Raw genomic sequence first — 21,696 nt, forward strand, 5'->3', positions numbered from 1 at the left:
AAGGAGATTTCTTATATGAAAAGATATAAATTTTTAAGCGCAGCATTGCTGGGAGCTGTCTTGACAATGGGTACTGTTACTTCTTGTAGCGATTCTGGCTATTTGGATATCAACTACAACCCAAACTATCCTTCTACAGCTTCCTACAAACAGTTGCTTCCGGCTGCCGAAGGTTCTATCGTAGCTGTCAGTGGTCTTTATCAGCAAATTACTGGTGACTTTTGGTGCCAGTATGTAACACAGGGTAATAGTACAAACCAGTATAATACATTGTCTAATTATGCTGTAACAACATCAGGTTCAATTCCTCCTGTTACTACGATTTGGCAGAATACATATGCCAACAGTCTGGAAGATTTAAAGCTGGCTTTGGCTTCTGCTGAAGAAAGTAAGGCTTGGAACTATTGGATGGTTGCCAAGGTTCTTCAGGCCTATAATTTCTTGGTATTGACTGATACTTATGGTGATATTCCGTTTACAGGTGCTCTTGATGTCGAAAACAATCCACATGCTGCATTTGATGATAGCAAAACCGTAGTATATCCGGGTATTCTGGAGATGCTGGATGCTGCCATTGCCAAACTCGATGATGCTAAAGCTGCAGAAAAAGCTTCACCTTTAGGAACTGCTGACTGTTTCTTGGGAGGCAGTATGGATAGCTGGGCAGGCTTTGCAAAGAGTTTGAAGTTGAAGATGTATCTCAAAGACTTCGACGCTCATAAATCTGATATTCAGGCTTTACTTAGTTCAGGTGGTCTTTTGGAGCAGGATTGTGCTTGGGTAAATTGGGAAGATGGCACTAATAAGGGTAATCCTCTTTATGAGTTTAATATCCGTCAGTTGAATACTACTGAGAATATTCGTGCTTGTCATACTTTCTTAGAGTATCTTTTGGATAAGAAGGATCCTCGTATCATCAAGTTGTATGAGGTAACTGCTAATGCCAAAAAAACTCTCGGCTATTCTTCTGATGAGGAACTGGTTGCTCACATGGATGAATGCTATGAGGGTCTTCCTTGTGGAACAAAACCAAATACTGATGAAACTACAGAGGGTGGTATTGGAATCTCTAAGTCTTCTCGTATGAAACAGGCTTATGATGATGCTGTCTATCTGATGAACGAGGCTGAATGCGAATTGATGATTGCTGAGGCTTATGCTCGTTTGGGTAATGCTGAAAAGGCAGAGGAGTATTATAATAAGGGTGTTCTTGCTGGTTTCAGCCGTTGGGGATTTGATGGCACAGCATTCGTTGATGGTGCTTACAAGTTCGATAAGGCCGATATGCTTCATAGTATCGCCATGCAGTATTGGGTAACTTATGCTGGTGCGAATGCTTATGATGGTTGGATGACCCGTAACCGTTTGGGTATTCCTGAGGTTCAGGCTAATATTACTGTTCGTAAGTCTACAACTGCTTTGCAGCGTGAATTGTCTGATGGTTATGTGTTAGGCAATTTGGTTGATCCAGGTGCTAGCAATATGAATGCCGGTGAGTATCCTATGCGATTGCTTTATCCTACAGCTACTACATTGTATAACTCTGCTGCTGCCAAGTATGTAGAAGAGAATGGAAACTCGCTGACCAAGAAACTTTGGTGGGAGAAGTAATGATTATTAATGTAATAAACGAAAAGTCATGAAGAAAATATTATATTTTTTGAGCTTTGTTTTCGTAGCATTGTTTACTGCATGCTCTGAGGGAGACGATTTCGATATCGATTATACTCCTATTGCTCCTGTTGGTGGTGAGTATAGAATCAATGTGGAGAGAGGTTATGATGCTTCTAAGACAGATGCAGAGTATTGGGCTTCTAATCCAACAGATGCTGAATTCATCTTTAAGACTGATGGTACAGGAACCACTTCGGGTGTTCTCTATGCCTATCTCAGCAATACTACCGATTATGATAAGGATAAGGCGTGGATTCGTGTAGGCTCAGCTGCCTCTAAGGCAGCTTACGCCATCAATGCTAAGGTATCTATTGATATGAGTGCTTATACTTTCGGTGGTGAGAATGTGGATGATTTCATTGGTAACTCTGCTACAGCTACCGACAAGGTAACTGTTAGCGGTAAGTGTGGTCACAATACTTATACTACTGTATCTGGTACTGTGACAGATGCGATCAGTTTCACCTATTCCCGTTCTGACCAGCCTGGATATCATTATAGAGTAACAGGATTTAAGTCTACTGGTTGGGCTGAGGACAAAAAGTAATATACTTTTGCAAGATATGAATTATTCCTAGATGATGTTTCTAATGATATTGTCTAGGAATAATATTAAAGATATAAGGCAAAGTGATTTGCCTCGTTGTTGACAAAGTCAACACTTATATCTCTCTCGTCTTGGGGACTGGCGGTGGCCAGTCCCCTTTTTGAATTTATAAGAGAGATTTCTTGGTTAATGAGGGTGTGTCATAAATCTGGATAATAGTTGGTGTATAACAGTTGACTACCGCATGCACAACGGGTGTTGTGCATGCGCATATCAGCTGTTATGCAAGCGCACAACAGCTGTTGTGCGATCGAAGATACTGACTGTCTCAACAACATATCCTATCTCTTCCAACAACTTATTCTGTCTCTTCCAACAACATATCCTATCTCTTTCAGCAACATATCCTATCTCTTCCAGCAACATAACCCATATTTACCAACGACAAGAAGAGGGTGAATCATAAACTTATGACACATCCTCTTTATTTGTAGATGAAGTAGCTGCCTCCATCACTCTGGCAATATTTCTTCAGAAGCTGGATAATGTATTCGGCATTCTCGCGAACGTGCTGTTCGTCTCCGTCATATCCGTTGATGAGAACCACTAAATGGGTGGTGTCAATACTCATTTTGGTTCGCTCGTTGTCGCTGGTCGGGGTTCCTACGCCACCTGTCTTGTCTCTGTAAACAGGCAGACCTTCTATATTAATCATGCCTCTGCCGATGCCTTCGTATGGTTCGCCGGCTTTGCCTACGCCCAGGGTCAGGGTGTCGCCTTCAAACTTGTCTGCATCAAATCCGCCGATGCTGTAGCCGTAGGCGATGCTTGCCAGGTTCACCAGATCCACCAGCGTATCTCTCTGGTAGAGTTCCTTGCCCTGCAGCATTCTGCGGATAAGGGCTTCTGATGCAGGACGGTAGCGAGATGGATCCTTGCCGCAGGCACGGTACACCTTTCGGGTGGCGGCAATTCCGCTCATCTCTTTCAGCGATTCCGTGGTCAGCGTATGTCTGTATTTCTCACCGAGGGCATTGATTTCATCCCAAAGTTCCTGACAATAAGGGGTGTTTACCACATTGGCTTCCACGCATGCTCCCACAAAGGTGGGACATACCGATTCGATTTCTTCTGATACAATAATTTTCATGATGAATTTCCGTTTTCTGTTAAACCTTACTGATTGATAGGGCAAAAGTACGAAGAAATTTTGGAATAGCCAAAAGTTCAGTCTATTTATATATATAATAAGGTGTAAAAATAGCTTAAATGTTTATAACTGTTAAATGTTTGACTAAAATGAAACTTTTTTGCGAAAAGATTTGGTGGAATGAAAAATAGTTAGTACTTTTGCACTCGCTTTTGAGAAATACGGTTTCTCTTAGTGATTAAAGAAAGAGTTCTTTGAAAGATTTTACATAAACAGACAAGTAGTACAAGAAGCGGTTAACTTCTTAGAAATAAGAAAGTTGACTGGGTAAAAGAAACGAACCGTCAAGCAATTGACAAGTCAGGTTTACTAAGCTTCAATAAACGAAAAGGATATTCGTCCTAAGTACAGACAACAAACAAACCAAGCCGCAAGGCTAGGTAAAAATGATATTTTACAATGGAGAGTTTGATCCTGGCTCAGGATGAACGCTAGCTACAGGCTTAACACATGCAAGTCGAGGGGAAACGACATCGAAAGCTTGCTTTTGATGGGCGTCGACCGGCGCACGGGTGAGTAACGCGTATCCAACCTGCCCATCACTTGGGGATAACCTTGCGAAAGTAAGACTAATACCCAATGACGTCTCTAGAAGACATCTGAAGGAGATTAAAGATTTATCGGTGATGGATGGGGATGCGTCTGATTAGCTTGTTGGCGGGGTAACGGCCCACCAAGGCGACGATCAGTAGGGGTTCTGAGAGGAAGGTCCCCCACATTGGAACTGAGACACGGTCCAAACTCCTACGGGAGGCAGCAGTGAGGAATATTGGTCAATGGACGAGAGTCTGAACCAGCCAAGTAGCGTGCAGGATGACGGCCCTATGGGTTGTAAACTGCTTTTATAAGGGAATAAAGTGAGTCTCGTGAGACTTTTTGCATGTACCTTATGAATAAGGACCGGCTAATTCCGTGCCAGCAGCCGCGGTAATACGGAAGGTCCGGGCGTTATCCGGATTTATTGGGTTTAAAGGGAGCGTAGGCCGGAGATTAAGCGTGTTGTGAAATGTAGACGCTCAACGTCTGCACTGCAGCGCGAACTGGTTTCCTTGAGTACGCACAAAGTGGGCGGAATTCGTGGTGTAGCGGTGAAATGCTTAGATATCACGAAGAACTCCGATTGCGAAGGCAGCTCACTGGAGCGCAACTGACGCTGAAGCTCGAAAGTGCGGGTATCGAACAGGATTAGATACCCTGGTAGTCCGCACGGTAAACGATGGATGCCCGCTGTTGGTCTGAATAGGTCAGCGGCCAAGCGAAAGCATTAAGCATCCCACCTGGGGAGTACGCCGGCAACGGTGAAACTCAAAGGAATTGACGGGGGCCCGCACAAGCGGAGGAACATGTGGTTTAATTCGATGATACGCGAGGAACCTTACCCGGGCTTGAATTGCAGAGGAAGGATTTGGAGACAATGACGCCCTTCGGGGCCTCTGTGAAGGTGCTGCATGGTTGTCGTCAGCTCGTGCCGTGAGGTGTCGGCTTAAGTGCCATAACGAGCGCAACCCCTCTCCTTAGTTGCCATCAGGTCAAGCTGGGCACTCTGGGGACACTGCCACCGTAAGGTGTGAGGAAGGTGGGGATGACGTCAAATCAGCACGGCCCTTACGTCCGGGGCTACACACGTGTTACAATGGCAGGTACAGAGAGATGGTGTTCTGCAAAGCGCATCAAATCCTTAAAGCCTGTCTCAGTTCGGACTGGGGTCTGCAACCCGACCCCACGAAGCTGGATTCGCTAGTAATCGCGCATCAGCCATGGCGCGGTGAATACGTTCCCGGGCCTTGTACACACCGCCCGTCAAGCCATGAAAGCCGGGGGCGCCTAAAGTCCGTGACCGTAAGGAGCGGCCTAGGGCGAAACTGGTAATTGGGGCTAAGTCGTAACAAGGTAGCCGTACCGGAAGGTGCGGCTGGAACACCTCCTTTCTGGAGAGACGAATATTGAGAGAATGTTGAGTGTTGAATGTTGAATTTTGAGTTCTCATTCTTGCTTACTTCTATATTTGTTGAGATAGTGACTGATTAAAGTTCGCTTCTCTTCTTGTACGCACCATCTGTTTAGTTAAATACAGGAGACTGGGATTCCTTATAATATATAGGGATGGCTCAAGCAAAATGGTTCAACTCCACAATCTCCACCATGCCTTTAAAGGCAAGAAGATCTTTGACATATTGACACAAGCAAAACTGTAAGTAATGAACTTTAGTTCAGACTAAAGTAAATCAAATCGCAAGATGAGATTTCACAAGTTAGAATACAGCTGAAAGTATGAGCTACTTATTCGTTGTCGAGTAATCAGCAATGATAAACGAGATAACAGATACAGTCGTAAAGAAAGTAAGAAAGGGCGTATGGCGGATGCCTAGGCTCACGGAGGCGATGAAGGACGCGATAAGCTGCGATAAGCTTCGGGTAGGTGCAAATAACCTTTGATCCGAAGATTTCCGAATGGGACAACCTAGCCGTCTGAAGGACGGTTACTCTTACCAATGTAAGAGAGCTAACGCAGGGAACTGAAACATCTTAGTACCTGCAGGAAGAGAAAATAAATGAATGATTCCCCCAGTAGTGGCGAGCGAATGGGGAACAGCCCAAACCGTTGACGTCGCAAGGCGCCATCGGGGTTGTAGGACCGCGACATTGTATGCAAATCGTGAACAGAACACTTTGGAAAATGTGACCATAGACGGTGATAGTCCAGTATGTGAAGCGAAATGCAGCATAGCGGTATCCTGAGTAACGCGGGACACGAGGAATCCTGCGCGAATCTGCCGGGACCATCCGGTAAGGCTAAATACTCCCGTGAGACCGATAGCGAACGAGTACTGTGAAGGAAAGGTGAAAAGAACCCCGAGCAGGGGAGTGAAATAGTTCCTGAAACCATACGCCTACAAGCGGTCGGAGCATCGTAAGATGTGACGGCGTGCCTTTTGCATAATGATCCTACGAGTTACCGTCACTGGCGAGGTTGAGTGTCACGAGACACGTAGCCGCAGTGAAAGCGAGCCTGAAGAGGGCGCACAGTCAGTGGGGGTAGACGCGAAACCAAGTGATCTACACTTGGCCAGGATGAAGTCCCGGTAACACGGGATGGAGGTCCGCACCAATAAGCGTTGAAAAGCTTCTGGATGAGCCGAGTGTAGGAGTGAAAGGCCAATCAAACTTGGAGATAGCTCGTACTCCCCGAAAGGCATTTAGGTGCCGCGTCGGATGGTCACCGTGAGAGGTAGAGCGACCGATAGGACAAGAGGGCTTCACCGCCTATCGAGTCCTGACGAACTCCGAATGCTCACGGTCTGCAGTCCGGCAGTAAGGGGGCGGGTGCTAAGGTCCGTCCCCGAGAGGAGAAGAATCCAGACCGCCGTCTAAGGTCCCGGAGTTCTGCCTGAGTTAGTCTAACGAAGTCTGGTCCCTATGACAGCTAGGATGTTGGCTTGGAAGCAGCCATTCATTCAAAGAGTGCGTAACAGCTCACTAGTCGAGGGTCCGGGCATGGATAATAATCGGGTATAAGGCAGACACCGAAGGCGCGGGATAGCAATTATAAAAGTATCGGTAGGGGAGCATACTCACAGCGTCGAATGGTGTACGTAAGTTATCCTGGAGCGGTGAGTAAAGCAAATGTAGGAATAAGTAACGATAAGGAGGGTTAGATTCCCTCCCGCTGTAAGACCAAGGTTTCCCGGGCAATGCCAATCAGCCCGGGGTCAGTCGGGTCCTAAGTCTAAGCCGAACGGCGATGGCGATGGCAGAGACGGTTAATATTCCGTCACTGCCGCATGGGGCGACGTGGAGACGGAGCAGTGAAACCACCGCGGGGCGACGGAAGTCCCCGTTGAAGAGTGTAGGCGTTGAGGATGGCAGGCAAATCCACCATCCGAGCTGAACTTGACAGTACGGAGTCCTCCTCGGAGGAATCTGATAGTGTGGGTAATCATACTCCCGAGAAAATCCGCTAAGCTTAACCCATGCGGCACCCGTACCGCAAACGGACACACGTGGTCGGGTAGAACATACTAAGGCGTTGAGAGATTCATGGTTAAGGAACTAGGCAAATTGACCCTGTAACTTCGGGATAAAGGGTCCTCGTGATGAGCGAGGCGCAGAGAATAGGTCCAGGCAACTGTTTAACAAAAACACAGGGCTGTGCAAACTCGAAAGATGACGTATACAGCCTGACACCTGCCCGGTGCCGGAAGGTTAAGAGGAGATGTCACCAGCAATGGGAAGCATTGAATTGAAGCCCCGGTAAACGGCGGCCGTAACTATAACGGTCCTAAGGTAGCGAAATTCCTTGTCGGGTAAGTTCCGACCTGCACGAATGGTGTAATGATCCGGACGCTGTCTCAACCATGAGCTCAGTGAAATTGTAGTATCGGTGAAGATGCCGATTACCCGCGATGGGACGAAAAGACCCCGTGAACCTTTACTACAGCTTAGCATTGACCTTGGTCATCCGATGTGTAGGATAGGCCGGAGGCTTCGAAGCGGGAGCGCCAGCTTTCGTGGAGCCATCCTTGAAATACGGCCCTTTGGCTGTCTGAGGTCTAACGCGTGATTACGCGGACACTGCTTGGTGGGTAGTTTGACTGGGGTGGTCGCCTCCAAAAGCGTAACGGAGGCTTCCAAAGGTGCCCTCGGGTCGATTGGTAACCGACCTCAAAGAGTGCAATGGCATAAGGGCGCTTGACTGGGAGGCAGACATGCCGAGCAGGCAGGAAACTGGGGCATAGTGATCCGGCGGATGTGTATGGAAACTCCGTCGCTCAAAGGATAAAAGGTACTCCGGGGATAACAGGCTGATCCCCCCAAGAGCTCATATCGACGGGGTGGTTTGGCACCTCGATGTCGGCTCGTCACATCCTGGGGCTGGAGAAGGTCCCAAGGGTTGGGCTGTTCGCCCATTAAAGTGGCACGCGAGCTGGGTTCAGAACGTCGTGAGACAGTTCGGTCTCTATCTATCGTGGGCGTGGGAGTTTTGAGTGGTGCCGTCACTAGTACGAGAGGACCGTGATGGACAGACCTCCGGTTTACCAGTTGTGCCGCCAGGCGCACCGCTGGGTATCTGAGTCTGGATTGGATAAGCGCTGAAAGCATCTAAGTGCGAAGCCAGCCGCAAGATGAGAACTCCATTGAGGGTCGTCAGAGACGATGACGTTGATAGGATGCAGGTGTAAAGACAGTGATGTCAAAGCCGAGCATTACTAATTGCCCGAACACTTTCTTTAGAAAGTTCATAATTTCAACTGTATGTACAGTCTGAATGGTGCTGAAAGTTGTAATTCAACATTCAACAATCAACATTCAACATTACTTATACGTTTGCTTGTGTGCAAATACGTCATAACCCATTATCAGGTGGTTATTGCGGTGAGGTCCCACCTCTTCCCATTCCGAACAGAGAAGTTAAGCTCACTTGCGCCGATGGTACTGCAATGCAATGCGGGAGAGTAGGTAGCCGCCTCCTTTCAATTTCAGAAGCCTCGATTACGAAAGTAGTCGGGGCTTTTCTGTTTTTGCTTGATTTATATCAAACCTAAGTGTTACTAAGTGTTTAATTACGTAAAAATGCGCTGATAATCAGCCAATTACTTGCATAATTCGATTTTTTTTTGTATCTTTGCAAACGATAAGAATAAGGATACCAGTATCTTGTGCTTTTTGTTGTGTGAGAAGGTATCCATTAAGGTATCTAACGGGACTGAGGTGAGTAGCCTTTCTTTTTCTCACAAGTTGCCACCGCGAAATCTCTGATGTTGTATTTCAGCTTTTCAGGTTCCATAAAACAATTAATATGAAGAGAATAACAATGGTATTAGTCAGCATGTTAATGCTGACATTAGAAATTCATGCAGCGTCGGCTGCAACATCAGGAAATGTATCCTCTACCAGCGAGATGGACTGGACTCCAGTGATGGACGCTATCATTCAGGTAGAGAGTAAGGGTGATCCGAAAGCTAAGAGCGGTAACTCTGTAGGTGTGATGCAGATCACTCCAATTTTAGTAGCAGAATGTAATAATATTCTGAAGCGCAAAAAATCGAAGAAGCGCTACACTTTGGCTGATAGATATAATGTAGCTAAATCTAAAGAAATGTTTCTATTGATTCAGAGTGTCTACAATCCTCTTAATAGTATCGAGCGCGCTATCCGTTCATGGAATGGCGGTAATCATTACAGTAAGAAGCGTACTCAGAGATATTTCGAGAAGGTAATGAAACTTTTGAAAAAGTAATTCTTTTTCCATAAGGCCCGATTGTTCTGAAAAAGAGCAATCGGGCTTGCTTTTTACTCGTTTTCGCCTCTTTTATGTACGTTTTGTTGCTATTCTGTTTAATAACTGTTAAATATATGCAGATTTCTGACAAAATGTTTGGTGGGGTCGGAAAAAAGTCGTACCTTTGCACTCGCAATTCAGAAATGAGTTGATTATATCGCGGTGTGGAGCAGTTGGTAGCTCGCCAGGCTCATAACCTGGAGGTCGCATGTTCGAGTCCTGCCGCCGCAACAATGATCGGGTAAGAAGTTGGTCAACAACATCTTATCCGATTTTTTTGTGCCCTAATTTATTAATTTAACATTAAATATTTGTTTAATTCGAATTAAAGTGCTACTTTTGCACAATAATATTTTTATGTGCAATTAATAAAAAAGGAAGGGCTTCAATATGTCAGTATCCAAAACAAGACAAAAACTGGTAGATGTCGCACGACAACTCTTTGCCAAGAATGGTATAGCAAATACTACAATGAATGATATTGCTGTAGCTTCTGGTAAGGGAAGACGTACGCTTTATACTTATTTCAGTAGGAAGGAGGATGTCTATTACGCGGTGATAGAATCAGAGTTGGAGCGTCTTTCAGACAAGTTGGACGAGGTTGCTAATTGCAAGATGCGTCCACAGGATAAAATCATCGAGCTTATCTATACTCACCTCAGTATGATCAAGGAAACGGTTGTAAGAAACGGTAACCTCCGTGCTGAGTTCTTCCGGAATATCTGGATGGTTGAGAAGGCGAGAAAAAACTTCGATGAAGACGAAATAGAGATTCTCAGAAGAATTTATGCCGAAGGAAGAGAAGATGGTGAGTTTGATATTGATAACATCGATCTGGTGGCCGATATTACTCACTATTGTATCAAAGGTCTCGAGGTTCCATTTATCTATGGACGTTTGGGCCATGGCATGAATGTGGAGTCGAGCAAACCTCTGGTTGCCAAGGTGGTTTATGGTGCCTTGGGAAAGTCGGGCTTGAAACTCTAGATAAAAGAATATAGTAAATACGTAACTAATTGATAATTAATTAAATAAGAAAGAAATGGGATTATTAAGTGGTAAAACAGCCCTTGTAACAGGTGCTGCTCGCGGCATCGGTAAGGCTGTCGCTATGAAGTTCGCCTCTGAGGGCGCTAACATCGCATTTACAGACCTCGTACTCAACGACGATATGGCTGCCGGTTTGGAAGCTACTCGTAAGGAGATTGAGGCTCTTGGTGTAACCTGTCGTGCTTATGCTGGTAATGCAGCAGATTTCGAGGAGACACAGAAGACAGTTAAGCAGATTCATGAGGACTTCGGTTCTATCGATATTCTGGTTAACAATGCAGGTATCACCAAGGACGGTTTGATGCTCCGTATGAGCGAGGCTCAGTGGGATGCTGTTTTGAATGTAAACTTGAAGTCAGCCTTCAACTTCATTCATGCTTGCTCTCCAATCATGCTTCGTCAGCGTGGTGGTTCTATCATCAACATGGCTTCTGTAGTAGGTGTTCATGGTAATGCAGGTCAGTGCAACTATGCAGCTTCTAAGGCTGGTATGATTGCTTTGGCTAAGTCTATCGCTCAGGAGTTGGGTCCTAAGGGTGTACGCGCTAATGCAGTAGCTCCTGGTTTCATCGAGACTGCAATGACTGCACAGTTGCCTGAGGAAATCCGCAAGGACTGGATGAAGAAGATTCCATTGCGTCGTGGTGGTCAGACTGAGGATATCGCAAATGTTTGCCTCTTCCTCGCTTCCGACTTGTCTAGCTATGTAAGCGGTCAGGTTATTCAGATCGACGGTGGTATGAACATGTAATCTCTCGGCAACGTTTTGTTGATAAAACATGCAGGTAGTTTACGAAGACAACCATATAATCATAGTCTCTAAGAGAAGTGGCGAAATCGTGCAGGGCGACAAGACCGGCGACGAACCTCTCTCGGAGACTGTGAAACAGTACATCAAGGAGAAGTATCACAAGCCGGGAAATGTATTTCTCGGGGTGGTGCATCGCCTTGACCGTCCTGTTTCGGGTTTGGTCGTATTTGCCAAGACTTCTAAGGCATTGAGCCGTCTGAACAATATGTTCCGGGATGGCGAAGTTCACAAAACCTATTGGGCAATCGTGAAGAACATGCCAAAGGAACCTGAGGCTACGCTCACCCATTGGATTGTAAGAAATGAAAAGCAGAATAAGAGCTATGCTTACGACCATGAGGTGAAAAACTCGAAGAAAGCGATATTGAAGTATAAGGTGATAGGTCATACAGACCATTATACACTTCTGGAGGTGAATTTGATGACGGGTCGTCATCATCAGATAAGATGCCAGCTTGCCAAGATGGGATGTCCTATCAAGGGAGATCTGAAATACGGTTCTCCACGTAGCAATGCAGATGGCAGTATTTCTCTCCTTTCACACAGAGTAGAATTTGTTCATCCTGTGTCTAAAGAAACAATAGTAGCAGAGGCTCCGCTGCCGGATGATAATCTTTGGCGGGCTATTGCACCCTAACTCAAAAATCCATGCTTATGAAGAGGTATGCGAAATGGGCAGGAATCACGGTGTTGACTCCATTGGTGCTCATCTTGTTGTTATCCATTCTGCTTTATCTGCCACCTGTTCAGAATTGGGCGGTAAAGCAAGTGGCTGCTTATGCCTCTGAGTCGACGGGTATGGATATTTCGGTAAAGCAAGTACGCCTCGTCTTCCCTCTGAAACTGGGAGTGGAAGGCGTAAAGGTACTTCAGCCAATCGACTCACTCAAGAATTCCCCAAACTTGGCTTTAAGAAATAAGAGAGATACCGTTGCCGACATCCGGAAGATGGTGGTAGACGTACAATTGTTGCCTCTTTTCGAAAGTCAAGTCATGGTGGATGAACTCAATTTCACCCAGATGAAGGTGAATACCACTAATTTTATTCACGAAGCCAGAATCAAGGGCAATGTAGGTAATCTGCGCCTGAAGGCTCATGGCATTGACCTCGGAAAGGAGAAGGTCAGGGTGAATCATGCCCTGTTGGCTGATGCCCGACTCTCGGTAGAACTGAGCGATACTGTGCCGCCGGATACTACGCCTAGTACCAATTTCTGGAAGGTGAATATCGAAAAACTGAAACTGAAGAACACTGATTTCGTATTACACATGCCTGGAGATACCCTTCAGGTGAATGCTTATTTTGGAGATGCGGTGGCGCAGACTACCTATCTCGACCTTTATAAAGGACTTTATCAGATAGGTCATCTTGACTGGAAGAATGGCAAGGTGAACTATGACCAGAACTATATCCGTCCGGTATCGGGCATGGACTTTAACCATATCGCCCTGTCGGCCATGACTTTGAAGGCAGACTCTTTCTATTATTGCGATTCGAAGATAGATGTCAAGATTCGTGAAGCTCAGTTTAAGGAGAAAAGCGGTTTGCAGGTAGACCAGCTCTATGGCAGATTCGTGATGGATTCTGTGAAACTGCAGTTGCCTGATATCTGTCTCCGTACCCCATACTCCCAGTTGCAGGCAACTGTGGATATGGATATGAATGCCTTTGATGAGGTGAAACCTGGCAAGTTGATGGCACAGCTGAAGGGTGCTTTGGGCCGTTCAGACCTGTTCCTCTTTGCAGGCGATGCCTTCCCAAGCGCCATGAAGAAGAAATGGCCTTTCTATCCGATGAAGATAGAAGGATCGTTCAAGGGAAATATGCAGCAGGCATCTTTCTCGGGCTTGAAACTGTCGCTGCCTACAGCCTTCGAACTGAGTGCTGATGGAAAATTGGGTAACCTGACGGATATGAACCGTCTGAAGGCAAATGTAGATCTGAACGCCCGTACCTATCATCTGGATTTCATTACCGCCATGCTTGACCCTTCTCTGATGCAGGAGATACGTGTGCCTAGCGGTATCGGAATCCGTGGTAACATTCAGGCTGACGGCTCCAGATATGCTACCCGACTCGCCATTACCGAAGGTCGTGGCAGGATGAAGGTAGATGCCAAGATAGATGCGAAGACCCGGAAAGACGGCAGTATCGATATGAACCGTCTGGCTTATCAAGCTAAGATTCAGGCGCACAACATCCAGGCAAAGCATTTCCTGCCAAAACAGGATTTGCATTCTTTCACCGGCTCATTGCAGGCGAAGGGAGTGGGAACCGATTTCCTCTCTCCTCGTACCCGATTGCAGGCTAAGGCACAGGTAAATCAGATTCAGTATAGTAAATACAAACTGGATCATGTATTGGCAGTGGCTCACGTTGCTAATGGTAAGGTGCATGCCGATATCGACAGCAAGAACCAGTATCTTACGGGACTCGTCAGCCTTGATGCACTTACGAATTCCAAGAAACTGGAGGCTACCCTGGTGGCAGATGTCCGCGATGTGAATCTTTATTCGTTAGAGGTAACGAAGGCACCGATGCGTCTGTCGCTCTGCGGCCACATGGATATCAGGTCCGACCTGAAGGACAGTCACGACATCATGGCTTCGATGAGTGATATTACGGTTCGTACGGCAAAAAAGAATTACCGTCCGGTGGGTGTTGACGCTGATGTATTTACCCGCAGAGATACCACGCACGCAGTCATCGATTGCGGCGACTTCCATCTCAACATGGATGTACACGGAGGCTATAAGCAGTTGATGAGCCGTTTTGCCGGATTGCAGAAAGAATTGGCTCATCAGCTTAGGAACCATCATATCGATCAGGTGAAGATTCGCAGTCAGTTCCCTTTCGGTCATGTTTATCTTACCACAGGAAAGGACAATTTCATTTCCCGTTTCATCGCTTACTGCGGTTATGATTTCAAGATGGTGGATATGAAGATGACCATGTCGCCTGTAACAGGTGTCAATGGTTATCTCAACATCGATTCACTGGTAGCGAGTGGCATGCAGTTGGATACGATCCGTGCCTTGGTGAAGACTGAGGGCGATACCATCCGCTATGCAGCACGTGTTCAGAACAACAAGCATAATCCTCAGTATGTGTTCCGGGCACAGGTAGAGGGCGAACTGCAGGAGAAGGGTTCCAATATCGATGCCCGCATCTATGATGCCAAAAACAGATTGGGTGTAGATGTGGGTCTGGAGGCGCTGTTGCTGGAAAACGGCGTGAAGATTTCGCTCATCGATACCCATCCTGTCCTGGGGTACAAAAAGTTTACTGCCAACGATGACAACTATCTGATGTTGGGCAATGACGACCGTGTTTCTGCCAATCTGATTCTGAAGGCAGCCAACGGTATGGGTATCCGCATATACAGCAATGATGAAAATGAAGAAGCGCTGCAGGATCTTACGGTGAGCATGAGCCAGTTTAATCTGGATAAAGTGCTCAGCGTGATTCCTTATATGCCTGACATCTCGGGTATTCTTGACGGCGACTTCCATATTATCCAGACCAAGGATGAACTCTCGGTTTCTTCTAATCTGAACATCGACAATTTGGTTTACGAAAAGTGTCCGATGGGAGATGTCGGTACTGAATTCGTTTACATGCCGAAGAGCGACGGTTCTCATTATGTAGATGGTTTCCTCAATTATGAGGGTGAAGAAGTAGCTACCGTAAAGGGTACTTACAAGTCGGAAGGAAACGGTTATCTCGATGCCGAAGTGGGTATGGAGAAGTTGCCTCTGCATTTTGTCAACGGTTTTGTTCCTGACCAGATTATGGGTCTGAAGGGATATGGCGAAGGAAAACTGAGTTTGAAGGGAGCCTTGAGCCAATTGGATGTAGAGGGCGAAGTATATCTGGATTCGGCTTATCTCGTCAGTGTGCCGTATGGCATCACGATGCGTTTTGCCAACGATCCTGTCCGTATCATAGACAGCAAGTTGCTCTTCGAAAACTTCATGATGTATGCCAACAATGAGAGTCCGCTCAATATCCAGGGCAGTCTCGACTTTACGAATATAGAGAAGATGATGCTCGATATCCGGATGAGAGCACAGAACTTCCTGCTGATTGATGCCAAGGAGAATGCCCGTTCCGAGGCTTTCGGCAAGGCGTATGTCAACTTCTATGGTGCGATGCGCGGACCGGTAAGCAATCTGAAGATGCAGGGTAAGCTGGATGTCCTCGGCAATACGGATATGACGTATGTGCTGAAAGAATCGGAACTGACTACTGATACGCAGCTCGATGAGCTGGTGAAGTTTACGAATTTCAAGAGTGGCAAGCCTGTCGTTGTCGAGCGTCCGGCACTGGAAGGATTGAACATGATGTTGGGCATGTCGATAGACGAGTCGGCTCATATCCTCTGTGCTTTGAATGCCGACCAGACCAACTACATCGACCTGATGGGCGGTGGTAATCTGACGATGACTTACAATTCGGTTGATGGCATCGGCATCACGGGCAAGTATACCCTGAACAATGGCAAGATGAAATATTCGCTGCCTATCATTCCGCTCAAGACGTTTGATATCCAGGACGGCAGCTACATAGAGTTTAACGGCGATCCGTTCAACCCGACCCTGAACATCACGGCAACAGAGAATGTCAGGACAACGGTAAACGAGGGACAGGGAACCGGCCGCTCGGTGGATTTCATTTGTGGCGTAAAACTCTCGCAGACATTGAATAAGCCAGGCATCCAGTTTATCGTTTCCTCACCAAACGATGCCACCTTGCAGGATGAACTGAACACGATGAGTATTGAAGAGCGGGGTAAGATAGCCATTACGATGCTGGCTTCGGGCATGTATCTTGCCAACGGAAATACCAATTCGTTCTCCATGAACAGTGCCTTGACCTCATTCCTCAACTCAGAGATCAATAATATTGCAGGTTCTGCGATGCGTTCTGTGGGTGTGGATGTCGGTATGTCGGTAGATAACTCCACCAATGCAGCAGGTGCCATGCACACCGATTACAACTTTAAGTTTGCCAAGCGGTTCTTCAACAACCGCTTGAGTTTCAGTGTGGGCGGCAAGGTTTCTACCGGTGCAGAAATGGAGAATGCAGCCAACAATGATGATGCATTCTTCAACAATATCGAATTGCAGTACCGTCTCAACGAAGGTGCGAGCCAGTATATCCGTGCCTTCTACAACAACAATACCTACGATTGGCTCGAAGGTTTGATAGGTGAGTACGGTGTCGGTTTCAAATGGCAGAGAAAGTTGCAGCATTTCAAGGACATCTTCCGGTTCAAGACCGATAAGCAGCAGATTCCTGCAGCCCCAATGGAGAAGAATCCTGCGGTGAAGAAGCATACGAATGAGAAGAAGGATACGATGGAAAAAGCCAAAACAAAGGACTTTGACCCATTGAAACTTAACGAAAAGTAATGAACGATATGAAACAGCAGAACAGGTTATACCTTATTATATATGTGGCAGCATTGCTGATGTTGTCGGGGCAGCTCATAACGGGTTGCTCTTCAACCAGTGCGCTGAAAGAAGACGAGCAGCTGTTTACGGGTCTGGTACCTATCGAGTATAAGAACTACGAGAAGGGATCTTATGCTGATTCTACCATCACCGAGATGGAGTATGCCCTGGCTTCGGCTCCGAACGGTGCTTTGTTCGGAAGCAGCTATTACCGCACGCCGTTCCCTGTGCGCCTGTGGATATGGAATGCTTTCTCTCAGTCGGATGGAGCACTGGCTAAGTGGATAACCAAGGTATTCGGTTCCAAACCTAAGCTGATGGCGAATGTGAATCCGCAGCTCCGTGCCCAGGTAGCCGAGCATCAGCTCGATAAATATGGCTATTTTAACGGTAAGGTGACTTATGATGTGCTGACACAGAGCAATCCGAAGAAGGCGAAGGTTGCCTATCAGGTAGACTTCGGTCATCTCTGGACGCTTGATTCTATGGCTTATCTCAACTTCCCAGCCAAGAGCAAGCAGTTTATAGATGCTTCCATGAACAAGGCGCTCATACGGAAGGGGAGTCCTTTCAATGTCGCCAACATGGAATCGGAACGTCAGCGTATCACCCGTCTGTTCCGCAACAGGGGCTATTATTTCTATCAGAACAGTTATGCTTCTTATCTTGCCGATACCGTGAATGTGCCCGGCAAGGTGCAGTTGCGGCTGATGATGGCAGACAGCGTGGATGATAAGGCTACCCGCCAATGGTATATAGGAAAAATCAATGTTAATTTCAGAAAGCAGTATATGGAGGAGTTGAAGGATTCCTTTGTGCGCAGTTTTCTGAGTTTCCATTATAATGGAAGAAAGATGCCGATACGTCCGGGTATCGTTTTGCAGAGTCTGCGCCTGCGTCCCCGTGAACTGTATCGGGTACGTACCGAGGAGCGTGCCAAGACCGGACTCCAGGAGATGGGACTCTTCAGCTATTCCAGCATCCAGTTCACTCCCCGTTCGGTGCAGACCCTAGACAGTCTGGGCAATGTAGTATATCGTGATACTTTGGATGCCAATATCGATCTGGTATTCGACAAGCCATACGATTTCTATGTCGAGGCAAATGCCCGCGGCAAAACGACCGGTAGAGTAGGACCGGAGTTGGTAGTGGGTCTTACCAAGCGCAATGCTTTTCATGGAGGCGAGAAACTTACTGTCAACCTGCATGGTTCGCATGAGTGGCAAACCGTCAGTCAGGCTGGTGGAGGTTCAACCCGCATCAATTCCTATGAATACGGATCGGATGTTTCCGTAGAGTTCCCTCGCATCATCACGCCTTGGAATATGTTCAGAACGATGGAGCAGAACGAGCGCAGATACCGTGCCGGGCATATGCCTACCAAATATCGGGGTGTGCCAACTACTACCATCAAGGCTTCGATGAATGTGCTGAACAGAGCCAGCTATTTCCGACGTCATGTGGCAGCGGGCGAGTTAACCTATGCGTGGTCTACCTCTTACCAGCATCAGCATTCTTTCAGTCCGCTGATTCTCTCTTATGAGTTTATGAACAGCCGCACAGCCGCTTTCGATAGCATCCTCGCCCTGCATCCTTATCTTCAGATATCGATGCGCGACCAGTTTGTGCCTAAGATGAGTTACACCTATACTTATCGCAGTCCGCGCCGTTACCGCCATCCTATCACCTGGTCAACCACCATCAGCGAGGCAGCCAATATCCTTTCGCTTGGTTACATGGCGGCCGGAAAGGGATGGAACGAGAAAGACAAGAAGATGTTCAAGAATCCGTTTGCTCAGTTCCTGAAACTGGAGACTGATTTCGTGAAATATTGGCGTATCACCCAGGATGGTACGCTGGTGGGACATGTCAATGCCGGCATTATCTGGAGTTATGGCAATGCCGAGAATGCTCCTTATTATGAGCAGTTCTATATCGGTGGTGCCAACAGTGTGCGAGCCTTTAATGTGCGGAGCATCGGACCGGGCAGATACCAGCCTACCAACAGCAAGTATTCGTATATCGACCAGACGGGCGACATCAAGTATCTGATGAATCTGGAATACCGTCAGAAGGTATGGGGCGATCTCTATGGAGCCCTTTTCCTGGATGCTGGTAATGTGTGGACCTTACGCAACCATGAGTACAGTCCGCTCGGCAAGTTTGATGTAGACAAGTTTTTCCGGCAGCTGGCGGTAGGCACCGGTGTCGGTGTGCGTTATGATATGGGTATGTTTGTGATACGTGTCGACTGGGGTATCGGTCTGCATGTTCCTTACGATACCGGCAAGAATGGCATCTATAACATCCGTCGGTTCAAGGATGCCCAGAGTCTGCATTTCGCTGTGGGTTATCCTTTCTAGGTTTTGCCTGGGAGATGTGTCCGGAAATAAGTCTGATATGTGTTACAGATAGTGCATAAAAGAATAAAAATTGATATTAATCAAAAAAAAGTAGGAAAACTTGCGGTTAACTGCATTTTTTTTGTTACTTTTGCATCGTTATTATTTTTAATAACTATCAACTATTAATAAATAAAAGTATAGACAAAATGAAACCTACGTTATTGCTTCTGGCTGCCGGTATGGGTAGCCGTTATGGTGGTTTGAAACAGCTTGATGGTCTGGGTCCTAATGGTGAGACTATCATGGACTACAGCATCTATGATGCTATTCAGGCTGGTTTCGGAAAGATCGTATTCGTTATCCGCAAGGACTTCGAAGATCAGTTCCGTGAGAAGATTCTTTCAAAGTATGAGGGTCATATTCCTGCAGAACTTTGCTTCCAGGCATTGGATGATCTCCCTGAGGGATTCTCTGTACCAGAAGGTCGTGAGAAGCCCTGGGGTACAAACCATGCTGTCCTTATGGCAAAGGATATCATTAAGGAACCTTTCTGCGTAATCAACTGCGATGACTTCTACAACCGCGATTGCTTCATGGTAATCGGCAAGTTCCTCTCTGAACTTCCAGAGGGCAGCAAGAACCGTTATGCCATGGTTGGTTTCCGTGTGGGTAACACCTTGAGTGAGAATGGTACCGTAGCTCGTGGCATCTGCTCTAAGGATGCTGATGAGAACCTTACTACCTGTGTAGAGCGTACCGAGATCATGCGTATCGACGGTAAGGTATCTTACAAGGACGAGCAGGGCGAGTGGGTTGCTGTTGGCGACAATACTCCTGTTTCCATGAACGTTTGGGGCTTCACACCTGATTACTTCCAGCATAGTGAGGAGTACTTCAAGGAGTTCTTGAGTGATCCTAAGAATATGGAAAATAAGAAGGCTGAGTTCTTCATCCCATTGATGGTCAACAAGCTCATCAATGAGGGTACAGCTACCGTTAAGGTGCTCGATACTACCAGCAAGTGGTTTGGTGTAACTTATGCAGCCGACCGCCAGAGTGTTGTTGATAAGATTCAGCATCTTATCGATGAGGGTGTTTATCCTAACAAGCTCTTCTAATTTGATGTGATGGATATAAACATTAATATATTGACAGATCAGGAAGCCGCTATTCTCCGAGAGACGATAGCGGCTTCTCATCGTATTGTCGTCTGTGCACATAAGTCGCCAGACGGTGATGCCATCGGCTCTTCTTTGGGATGGGCTGGTTATCTTCGCTCTTTGGGCAAGAAAGTTGACATTTGTGTGCCGGATATGGTACCGGATTCTATTTCCTGGTTGCCTGGAGCTGCCGGTATCCTGCGATATGACAGACAGCCTGAACTGGTGCAGCGAGCTTTTGATGAAGCCGACCTGGTATGCTGTGTTGACTTTAGCAGTGAGGGACGTCTTGATGAGATGGACCATGTATTGTTGGGTTGCAAGACTCAGCGTGTCATCATCGACCACCATCTGGCTCCTAATCTTGAGGCTAAGCTGCTGGTTTCGCAGCCACATGCCAGCAGTGCCAGCGACTTGGTATTCCGTGTAGTCTGGCAGTTGGGAGGTTTCCCACAGATGGATCAGACTTGGGCTACCTGCATCTATTGCGGCATGATGACCGATACGGGCGGTTTCACCTATAATTCTACCCAGCCTTATATCTATTACATCATCTGCTTGCTGCTTACCAAGAACATCGACAAGGATAAGATTTACCGTAATGTCTTCAATAATGCCCGCATTCCGGCAGTCCGGTTCCGTGGCTATCTGATGAATGAAAAGTTGCAGGTAATAGAGGGTCTTCATGCCAGTTTCTATACCGTGACCCGTAAAGAGTTGAAGAAGTATGACTTTATCAAGGGCGACCTGGAAGGATTGGTGAACGTGCCTCTTACCATCAAGGGACACAAACTCTCCATTTCTCTTCGTGAAGATACAGATATAGACAATCGCATATTGGTAAGTCTCCGTTCGGTAGACGATTTCCCATGCAATAAGATGGCAGCCGAGTTCTTCAATGGTGGCGGTCATCGCAATGCTTCCGGCGGCAAATTGCTTTGCAGCATACAGAAGGCAGAGCAGATAGCACTGAAGGCTATCCTGGCATACGCCGATATGCTGAAGTAGCCGATTTTTTCTTTAGAAATGACGAAAAAGGCAGAAAACAACCCCGTTTTGAGGCAATAGGATGATAATAAGTGATAAATAATAATAAAATCAACCTATTCCTCTCGGTGTTGTCTTATCTTTTTTGTACCTTTGCCCAATAAATCAGATTTTA

General features: G+C 46.6%; 11 protein-coding genes, 1 tRNA gene and 3 rRNA genes. 14 read left to right on the forward strand and 1 reads right to left on the reverse strand.

What is annotated here, in order from left to right:
- Nucleotides 1-15: 15 nt before the first annotated feature.
- Entirely contained in the window at nucleotides 16-1,611 is a 1,596-nt protein-coding gene (locus KUA46_RS15655; RefSeq protein WP_153112539.1) for a SusD/RagB family nutrient-binding outer membrane lipoprotein, read from the forward strand.
- Nucleotides 1,612-1,639: 28 nt separating this feature from the next.
- Nucleotides 1,640-2,221 carry a lipid-binding protein gene (locus KUA46_RS15660; protein ID WP_218486985.1) on the forward strand — a complete coding sequence of 194 codons (582 nt, stop codon included), beginning with the start codon at nucleotides 1,640-1,642 and terminating at the stop codon, nucleotides 2,219-2,221.
- 484 nt (nucleotides 2,222-2,705) lie between these two features.
- Here the strand turns inward: KUA46_RS15660 and KUA46_RS15665 are convergent, their stop codons facing one another.
- Entirely contained in the window at nucleotides 2,706-3,371 is a 666-nt protein-coding gene (locus tag KUA46_RS15665) for a B3/B4 domain-containing protein (protein ID WP_218484936.1), read from the reverse strand.
- 456 nt (nucleotides 3,372-3,827) lie between these two features.
- On the opposite strand from KUA46_RS15665, the gene KUA46_RS15670 reads away from it, so the two are divergent.
- From KUA46_RS15670 to KUA46_RS15725, 12 genes are all read left to right on the forward strand, one after another.
- Nucleotides 3,828-5,359: ribosomal RNA gene (locus tag KUA46_RS15670) — 16S ribosomal RNA — on the forward strand.
- A gap of 406 nt (nucleotides 5,360-5,765) precedes the next feature.
- Nucleotides 5,766-8,662: ribosomal RNA gene (locus KUA46_RS15675) — 23S ribosomal RNA — on the forward strand.
- A 126-nt stretch (nucleotides 8,663-8,788) separates the two neighbouring features.
- A 5S ribosomal RNA gene (gene rrf / locus KUA46_RS15680) occupies nucleotides 8,789-8,901 on the forward strand.
- The 16S, 23S and 5S rRNA genes sit together here, the layout of an rRNA operon.
- A 327-nt stretch (nucleotides 8,902-9,228) precedes the next feature.
- On the forward strand, nucleotides 9,229-9,669 hold the full coding sequence (locus tag KUA46_RS15685; protein ID WP_022120324.1) for a lytic transglycosylase domain-containing protein: 441 nt from the start codon (nucleotides 9,229-9,231) through the stop codon (nucleotides 9,667-9,669).
- A gap of 200 nt (nucleotides 9,670-9,869) precedes the next feature.
- Nucleotides 9,870-9,942: transfer RNA gene (locus KUA46_RS15690), tRNA-Met, on the forward strand.
- 159 nt (nucleotides 9,943-10,101) lie between these two features.
- The gene (locus KUA46_RS15695) at nucleotides 10,102-10,698 is read left to right on the forward strand and encodes a TetR/AcrR family transcriptional regulator (RefSeq protein WP_006847902.1); all 597 of its coding nucleotides are present in this window, start codon (nucleotides 10,102-10,104) and stop codon (nucleotides 10,696-10,698) included.
- A 55-nt stretch (nucleotides 10,699-10,753) separates the two neighbouring features.
- Nucleotides 10,754-11,512, forward strand: coding sequence for a 3-oxoacyl-[acyl-carrier-protein] reductase (gene fabG / locus KUA46_RS15700; protein WP_022120325.1), 759 nt, complete (start codon nucleotides 10,754-10,756; stop codon nucleotides 11,510-11,512).
- 28 nt (nucleotides 11,513-11,540) lie between these two features.
- Nucleotides 11,541-12,209 carry an RluA family pseudouridine synthase gene (locus KUA46_RS15705; protein ID WP_022120326.1) on the forward strand — a complete coding sequence of 223 codons (669 nt, stop codon included), beginning with the start codon at nucleotides 11,541-11,543 and terminating at the stop codon, nucleotides 12,207-12,209.
- A 17-nt stretch (nucleotides 12,210-12,226) separates the two neighbouring features.
- Entirely contained in the window at nucleotides 12,227-16,987 is a 4,761-nt protein-coding gene (locus KUA46_RS15710) for a translocation/assembly module TamB domain-containing protein (protein WP_218487583.1), read from the forward strand.
- A complete protein-coding gene (locus KUA46_RS15715) occupies nucleotides 16,987-19,392 on the forward strand; it encodes a BamA/TamA family outer membrane protein (protein ID WP_218487582.1) in 2,406 nt (801 codons plus the stop codon). The genes KUA46_RS15710 and KUA46_RS15715 overlap by 1 nt, the downstream gene beginning before the upstream one ends.
- A 188-nt stretch (nucleotides 19,393-19,580) precedes the next feature.
- On the forward strand, nucleotides 19,581-20,492 hold the full coding sequence (locus KUA46_RS15720; protein ID WP_022120329.1) for a nucleotidyltransferase: 912 nt from the start codon (nucleotides 19,581-19,583) through the stop codon (nucleotides 20,490-20,492).
- 15 nt (nucleotides 20,493-20,507) lie between these two features.
- Nucleotides 20,508-21,542 carry a DHH family phosphoesterase gene (locus tag KUA46_RS15725; protein ID WP_420377683.1) on the forward strand — a complete coding sequence of 345 codons (1,035 nt, stop codon included), beginning with the start codon at nucleotides 20,508-20,510 and terminating at the stop codon, nucleotides 21,540-21,542.
- Nucleotides 21,543-21,696: the final 154 nt, after the last annotated feature.

Origin of the sequence: Segatella copri (genome assembly GCF_019249765.2) — a bacterium.
Classification (GTDB): domain Bacteria; phylum Bacteroidota; class Bacteroidia; order Bacteroidales; family Bacteroidaceae; genus Prevotella; species Prevotella copri_K.